This is a genomic window from Neisseria sp. HMSC055H02 (assembly GCF_001813335.1).
GTDB classification, from domain to species: Bacteria; Pseudomonadota; Gammaproteobacteria; order Burkholderiales; family Neisseriaceae; genus Neisseria; species Neisseria sicca_C.
Genome location: NZ_KV812102.1, coordinates 1 through 7249 on the forward strand (window position 1 = coordinate 1; position 7249 = coordinate 7249).

Consider the following 7249-nt stretch of genomic DNA (forward strand, 5'->3'; position numbering starts at 1 on the left):
TCCCGTTTCCCCGCTTGCCTCGTCCTTGGCAAAGACGCGGTCGCTGGCCCGGATACGGGCGATGGCTTTGTAGCCGTCTGCCGTTTTGACCAAGGTGCTGCCGTGGAAGGAGCAGGTGTGGGATGTTGAGAAAACGTAGGTTGGATCGAAATCCGATATCTCATTTAAATTGAAGGAAGGTCGTCTGAAAATTAAACACATTTTCAGACGACCTTTCGATTGTGGAATTTTCAGCCCAACCTATGCTTACTCAATTAAACTGTCAATCAATTCTTTTATGTCATTACGGGTCAGTTCCATACCCGGTTCACCGATAAGTGCTAAATCATAGATTATATTACGCGATTCTGGAGAATTATCTTTTGACCAAGCATACAGAAAATCAAAAGCAAGATTCGCAATTTTTTCATCCGAAGCGTTTTGATTGAACAATCTGAGCAGTTCAGAATATGCGTATTGTTGAGTTATTTTTTCCATGAATCTAATTCCTGTTTTGTTGGTGGATAATGCTGAGAGGTTACACTTTGTCCGTTAACTGATTTAGGATGAACCATAGTTACGTTCCCGCTATGATCATAACTTTCCATCCATTGTCGGGTACTGCCTGTTTTAGGATTATATTCTGTAACAAAGCTATTACCCCTCGTTCTTCCCTCGGTTCTAGCAAATCGCTCAGCTTCATAATACCTGATTCTCCCATCAGGTAAAGTTTTTGTCCTAGACGCACTATTTTGAGCACTTTCCAAACCTGACAATTTCTTAGCTAATGCCGATTGGGCATTGGCAGAATGCGCATCCCCATATTGCTTGTATTTGGCTTGTGTGGCGGCTGAGAAATCCCCGCTAACCGCAGCCTTCCCTGCTTTTGCCGCCTTCGTCAGGTTTTTGGCTTTGATATATGGCAGGGCGTTGGACATGGCTTCGACGGTTTCGGCGGCATTGGGATTTTCCGCCGTCCAATCGCGGACAGTTTTGCCGATTTTTTCTTCCGATTTTGCCAAACTCCTCAAATGGTCGATGGCGGCAATGGCGTTGTCCGGCGACATGGTGCTGATGGCCGCTGCAGTCGCCATATCGATGGCAAAACCCGTCCCTTGAACCGCATCGCCTACGCCGATGGCTTCTCCGGCGCTGAGAAAGGGATTGAGGGCACCTGCGGCGACACCATTGATAAATTCCATGCTGTTACCCCAGCGGTTGAGCCCGGGGTTGTGTTCGAACATTTTTTTATTGGCTTCTCCGGCACGGTCGGAAAAATTTTTCGGTATGTTGCCGAATCTGTCCGCAAACCGTTGCTGCGTCGAACGGTTGTCGTCGTGAACAACAGTCTGCCTCCTTACCTGGCCTTTGGCAACGTAGGAGTAAATATCCCGGGCGCCGTGAGGTGCGGGGTAGCCGCCTCCCTGCGGACCGTCGTAACCGTCGGCAGGGTGGTGTTCGTAGCCGTCCCATGACATGCTGGCAAAGGTCATGCCCGTACCGTCGGTTACTTTGCCGCCTGTCCAACTGTCGCTTTTGCTGGCACTGTTGTCGAACGGGGAATGGACTTCATGTCCGTGTCCGGAAAAGCGGACGATATATCCGGGATTACTGAAGATGGTTGCGGTTTCCATCTGTAAATTGCCCAACCGTTGTGTGATGGTGGGCGAAATGGTCATCAGTCCGGTACGCTCGGCCACGGTTCCGCGTGCTTTGCCGAAGAGGTGGAATTTTTTGCCGGGGTCGAAATTCTCCCGTCGGAGCAAATCCTGTACTACAGGGTCGTTCCTTAAGTCCGCCGCGAGGGCGGGCTGCCCGAAGGCAGCCGCCGTTACGGCGCAGGCGGCAAGGAGATTTGTCAGTCTGCGCAGCGGTTTCACGGTTTATTCTCCTTCGCGGCGGCGGATGACTTCGTCGCTGACATCAAGGTTTTGGGAATTGCCTTGTTTGAAGTCGGGACGGTTTTGGGCGGTTGTGTCGCCGTAGGGGGTGATGTCGGAGAAATCGACCATCAGGCCGTCTGAAGCTTTGACGTTTTTGCTGACTTTGTAAGGACCGGTCCAAAGGGCGTATTTTTCTTTGTATTGGGATTCGTAGGCGGCAGAGGTAGGTTTGATCAGCAGTTTCCGGCTGTTGCGGTCAACGGCGAAATACTCGAGCTTGGTTTGGGCTTTAAGGGTTTCGGCGTTGTAGATATGCAGTTCGGTACGGCTGCGGATGGTGCCGAATACGTCGACGGTTACGAATACGTCGGTGTCGGCGTATTCGGGCGGTACGACTTCGATGCCGCGCAGGTAGAAGATGGTTTGGACGAGGTTGGTCAGGAAGGAAACGTCGCGGGGGTTGGTAATCAGGGTTTCGTTGCGGTAGTCGCCCATGCCGTTGACGGACAGTCCGGCAGACCGTTCGCCTTTGCGTCCGTTGTTTCTGGTCAGGGCGGCAGCGGGGGCGTTCAAAAGCGATGTGGAAGTGGTAACGCTGGAGAGCGCATCGGCTTTGGTAGTGGCAGTAGTATCGTAGGTGGGATAGGTGTATTGGGTGGCGCTGTCGGGGTTGTTTTGGTAGCCGCCGCGAATCAATGCGTCGATGGAGTAGCGTCCGCCGGTAATGTTGCCCGATCCTTGATCGCCCATGGTAGAAACGTAAAGGGCGACTTTTCGGCCTTTCAGGGCAGACAGATCCATTTCTTTGACGGCGGCACGGGACGAGGCGGCGACGAGTTCTTGTTCGACGGCAAAGCGTTTGCCGCCGCCGTGTGAAGGAATGCCGGTCAGTGTACCGCAGCCGGTGAGCAGGAGGGCGGATAGGGTAAGTGTAGAGAGAAGAATTTTCATGTTGTTCCTTAGGTTTTGCGTATTAAAAAAACTGAGGTCGGTTAACCTTCCTTAGTTTAATTTAATTTTAAACAAAAAATGTAAAGAACAACTTAAACGGTATATTTTAAGGACAAAAGGATAATGTCGTCTGAAAGCAGAAATTAATTTTTCAGACGACCTTTTGATCTTAATAAACCCGACGCGCGGGATACGGGCGCGGGTAAGGCGGGTAGGGATAGCCGTAGCGGTGTACCGGCTCGCTGTCCTGATAGATGACGGTCGTTCCCGGCGGGGCGTTGACGGTAACGGTTTTGTTGATGGTGGTTTGGGAGTGGACGGGCAGATCAAGGACGGCAGTGCGCCCGTATGGGGTTTCGGTGTAGAAGCAACCGCCCAGTGCGGTCAGCGTGAAGGCGTAGAGTAGGAGCTTCTTCATGGGATTCCTTCATTCAAAACGAAACGGAAAGAGGTCGTCTGAAAACACGGTTTCGATAAGTTTGAAAGCGTTTTGGATTTTCAGACGACCTTCCCGCTTACCTTAACACGGTCTTCGTCCAGCGGCTGACCCATTGTTTCTGTTTGGTGTCGATGTCGTTGCGGCTGGGCGAGTCGGTTTGTTTCGGGGCTTGGGCGAACTCGAACACTTTGGGCAGCGGCGTGTTTTTCACGGCGGGATAAACCCACATTTCGGTCGGCAGGGCTTTTTGCACTTCGCCGCTCTGCAGCCACTGTACGAGTTTCGCCGCCAGCTCGGGCTGTTTCGCGCCTTTCAAGACTGCTGCGCCTTCGACTTGTCGGAACACGCCGCCTTTGAGGAAGAGGTTGCCGGTCGGCGGCACGCTGTATTTGCCTTTGGAGTAATGGACTTCGGCGGCGGGACTGGCGGCGTAGCTGACGACGAGCGGGTACGCGCCGCCGTTTTGGGTGAAGTCGGTGTAATAGGCTTCACTCCAGCCTTTGGCGACTTTCACGCCGTTTTGACGCATCTGCGCCCACCATTTGAACGCGCCCTCTTCGCCCATGCCTCCGATGTTCGCCATCAGGAAGGCGAGTCCGGGCGAGGACGTGGCGGGCGAGGGCGTAACCAGCAGGTTTTTATATTCGGGGCGGGTCAAGTCCTGTAAGGTTTTGGGCAGCGGCAGTTTTTTCTGTTCAAACCATTTTTTGTCGTAGTTGAGGGTAACGTAGCCGTAATTGACTGCCGCGATAACGGGCATCCCCGCTGAAACGGGCGCGGATTTGGGCTGCGCCGCCGCCAGTATGCCTGCTTCGCGCGCTTTGCCGATATTGGCGTTGTCCAAACCGTACACCGCGTCGGCAATCGGGTTTGCCTTGCTGAGAATCAGCTTGTTGAGCATTTCGTTGCCGCTGCCCGCTTTGATGACGGAGACTTTGGCATCGTTGGCTTTTTCAAACTGCGTGATGGCGGATTGGGGCAGGCTGAAGGATTTGTGCACGGCAAGGCGCACTTCGGTCTGGGCGGATAAGTTTGCCGAAGCCAGCAAGAGGGCGAGGGCGGATAATTTCAGTTTCATTCTCTAACCTTTGTACGGGTAAAATACGAAACATCATAACAAAATCCGCATCAACACACGACATGAACTTTTCCCCCGTTTGGCTGTTTGACCTCGACAACACGCTGCACAACGCCGATGCCGGCATTTTCTACATCATCAACCGCGCCATGACCGACTACATGGCGCAACGCCTCAAGCTTTCCGAAGAAGCGGCATCCGACCTGCGTCAGGACTATTGGCACCGATACGGCGCAACGCTTGCCGGCCTGCAAATCCACCATCCCGAAATCGACATCCGCGAGTTTCTGCGCGAAAGCCATCCCATCGCGCAAATCTTGGCAAAATTAGAGGGCATGGAGGGAACCGAAAGCGTTTTAGGTCGTCTGAAAGGACGCAAAGCCGTTTTTTCCAACGGTCCTTCGTTTTACGTCCGCGCCATCATCGGGGCATTGGGTTTGGAAAACCGTTTTGACGCACTCTTCGGCACGGACGACTTCGGGCTGCGCTACAAGCCCGACCCGCAAGCCTACCTGACCGTCTGCCGCCTGCTCGACGCTGCGCCCGAACAGTGCATCATGATCGACGACAGCGCGGACAACCTGCACCAAGCCAAAGAGCTGGGCATGAAAACCGTATGGTTTGGCAGCAAAGCCCATCCCCTGCCCTTTACCGACGCCGTTGCAAAAGATATGCAGGCGCTCGCCGAATGTGCCGAAAAACTGTCGGCACTCGTCTGAAACCTTTACAATATCGGGTTTGAACAACGGCACCAAGCCGCCCGACCACAAGGACAACCATCATGCGATACACCGCCCTCATCCTCGCCGCCGCAGCCGCCCTGACCGGCTGTACTTGGGAAACCTACCAAAACGAATCCGGCCACACCTCCCTGCGCCCCAAATACGAAAAAGGCACGCGCATCTATTACGAAGACGGCACCTACTCCCGCGATATGCGTTACAACCAATACCGCCCCGAACGCCGCACCCTCAAACCGCTGCACGGCGACCAAGAAAACGTACGCGGCACGACATGGAACAAACCCCAAGGCGCCGGACACGCCGCGCCCGAAACGCAGACTGAGGAATAATCTGCCCGCAGAGGTCGTCTGAAACCGTCTTTTTGTTTCAGACGACCTCAAACATAACCGCCATCGCATTCGTTCCCTATCTGCCGTCCTTCACAAGGAGAAAACCATGCGTTCCCTCGCCCTGATTTTCGTTACCGCCGCCATCCTGAGCGGCTGCACCTCAGACCGCTACGACTTTGACAGCCTTCCCGCCGACACATCCGCGCGTACGCCCCTGAAACCGACCACACTCGACCGCTTGGAACGCGGCAGCCATGCCGACTCTTACCGGTTCACCCCCAAACCCGACAAACCATAACCTCCAAACGTCCGCACGCCAAACCCAAATAAAAAGGTCGTCTGAAACCAAAACCCCGTTCAGACGACCCCCAAATGACCTCTTTATCAACATTGCATTCGAGAAAGCCCATCATGTCCGCCACACCCCTCAACATCGTCATCCTCGCCGCCGGCAAAGGCACGCGCATGTATTCCAAAATGCCTAAAGTGCTGCACCGCATCGGCGGCAAGCCCATGGTCGAGCGCGTTATCGACACCGCCGCCGCCCTGAATCCGCAAAACATCTGCGTCGTCATCGGACACGGCAAAGACCAAGTTTTGGACACCGTCAAACGCGACGTCGTCTGGGTCGAACAAACCGAACAGCTCGGCACCGGCCACGCCGTCAAAACCGCCCTGCCGCACCTGTCTGCCGAAGGCCGCACGCTGGTGCTGTACGGCGACGTTCCCCTGATTGACACCGCCACCCTCGAAACCCTGCTCGAAGCCGCCGGCAGCGAAGTCGGACTGTTGACCGACGTTCCCGCCGACCCGACAGGCTTGGGCCGCATCATCCGCGACAGCCAAGGCAGCGTAACCGCCATCGTCGAAGAAAAAGACGCCGACGCCGCCCAAAAAGCCGTCCGCGAAATCAACACAGGCATCCTCGTCCTGCCCAACGCCAAACTCAAAAACTGGCTGGACAGCCTCTCCAGCAACAACGCCCAAGGCGAATACTACCTGACCGACCTCATCGCCAAAGCCGTTGCCGACGGCATCAAAGTCCATCCCGTCCAAGTGCGCGCCTCCCACCTCGCCGCCGGCGTGAACAACAAACTCCAGCTCGCCGAACTCGAACGCATCTTCCAAACCGAACAGGCGCAAGCCCTGCTCAAAGCAGGCGTTACCCTGCGCGACCCCGCCCGCTTCGACTTAAGGGGTCGTCTGAAACACGGACAAGACGTCGTAATTGACGTCAACGTCGTCCTCGAAGGCGACATCGAAATCGGCGACAACGTCGAAATCGGCGCAAACTGCGTCATCAAAAACGCCAAAATCGGCGCAAACAGCAAAATCGCCCCCTTCTCCCACCTCGAAGACTGCGAAGTCGGACAAAACAACCAAATCGGCCCCTACGCCCGCCTGCGTCCGCAAGCCCGCCTTTCAGACGACGTACACGTCGGCAACTTCGTCGAAATCAAAAACGCCGCCATCGGCAAAGGCACCAAAGCCAACCACCTTACCTACATCGGCGACGCCGAAGTCGGCAGCAAAACCAACTTCGGCGCAGGCACGATCATTGCCAACTACGACGGCGTGAACAAATACAAAACCGTCATCGGCGACGAAGTCCGCATCGGCTCCAACTGCGTATTAGTCGCCCCCGTCACCCTCGGCAACAAAGTTACGACAGGCGCAGGCAGCACGATTACCAAAAACGTCGAAGACAACAAACTCGCCCTCGCCCGCGCCCGCCAAACCGTCATCGAAGGCTGGGTGCGTCCTGAAAAAGGGGATAAGAAATAAAGCAGTAAACCGCCCAGTGCAACTCGTTGCAGCAACAGCAATCTGTCCCTTCCCCCGTCCGG

The 7249-nt window shown here is 55.0% G+C and carries 10 protein-coding genes; 4 read left to right on the forward strand and 6 right to left on the reverse strand.

The window, feature by feature from the left end:
• From HMPREF2907_RS12005 to HMPREF2907_RS08150, 6 genes are all read right to left on the reverse strand, one after another.
• On the reverse strand, window positions 1–201 hold a 201-nt coding region (locus tag HMPREF2907_RS12005; RefSeq protein WP_318259063.1), incomplete at its 3' end, for a polymorphic toxin-type HINT domain-containing protein.
• A 45-nt stretch (window positions 202–246) separates the two neighbouring features.
• Window positions 247–477 (reverse strand): hypothetical protein, encoded by a 231-nt coding sequence (locus HMPREF2907_RS08130; protein ID WP_070681999.1) that lies wholly within the window; start codon window positions 475–477, stop codon window positions 247–249.
• Window positions 465–1859, reverse strand: a complete 1395-nt coding sequence (locus HMPREF2907_RS08135) for a MafB family polymorphic toxin (protein ID WP_070682002.1) — start codon at window positions 1857–1859, stop codon at window positions 465–467. Before HMPREF2907_RS08135 ends, HMPREF2907_RS08130 begins: the two co-directional genes overlap by 13 nt.
• 3 nt (window positions 1860–1862) lie before the next feature.
• Window positions 1863–2813, reverse strand: a complete 951-nt coding sequence (locus tag HMPREF2907_RS08140; protein ID WP_070682005.1) for an adhesin — start codon at window positions 2811–2813, stop codon at window positions 1863–1865.
• A 169-nt stretch (window positions 2814–2982) separates the two neighbouring features.
• Entirely contained in the window at window positions 2983–3231 is a 249-nt protein-coding gene (locus HMPREF2907_RS08145) for a methionine-binding protein (protein WP_070682008.1), read from the reverse strand.
• A 97-nt stretch (window positions 3232–3328) separates the two neighbouring features.
• Window positions 3329–4330: a thiamine ABC transporter substrate-binding protein gene (locus HMPREF2907_RS08150; RefSeq protein WP_003743182.1), complete on the reverse strand. Its 1002-nt coding sequence runs from the start codon at window positions 4328–4330 to the stop codon at window positions 3329–3331.
• Between the two features lie 62 nt (window positions 4331–4392).
• Between HMPREF2907_RS08150 and HMPREF2907_RS08155 the strand changes: the two genes are divergently transcribed.
• From HMPREF2907_RS08155 to glmU, 4 genes are all read left to right on the forward strand, one after another.
• Complete coding sequence (locus tag HMPREF2907_RS08155) at window positions 4393–5049, forward strand: pyrimidine 5'-nucleotidase (RefSeq protein ID WP_003743183.1); 657 nt, start codon at window positions 4393–4395, stop codon at window positions 5047–5049.
• A gap of 62 nt (window positions 5050–5111) precedes the next feature.
• Window positions 5112–5402: a hypothetical protein gene (locus tag HMPREF2907_RS08160; protein WP_003755616.1), complete on the forward strand. Its 291-nt coding sequence runs from the start codon at window positions 5112–5114 to the stop codon at window positions 5400–5402.
• A gap of 106 nt (window positions 5403–5508) precedes the next feature.
• On the forward strand, window positions 5509–5700 hold the full coding sequence (locus tag HMPREF2907_RS08165) for a hypothetical protein (RefSeq protein ID WP_049228049.1): 192 nt from the start codon (window positions 5509–5511) through the stop codon (window positions 5698–5700).
• A 113-nt stretch (window positions 5701–5813) separates the two neighbouring features.
• Complete coding sequence (gene glmU, locus HMPREF2907_RS08170) at window positions 5814–7187, forward strand: bifunctional UDP-N-acetylglucosamine diphosphorylase/glucosamine-1-phosphate N-acetyltransferase GlmU (protein WP_070682012.1); 1374 nt, start codon at window positions 5814–5816, stop codon at window positions 7185–7187.
• Window positions 7188–7249 lie beyond the last annotated feature (62 nt).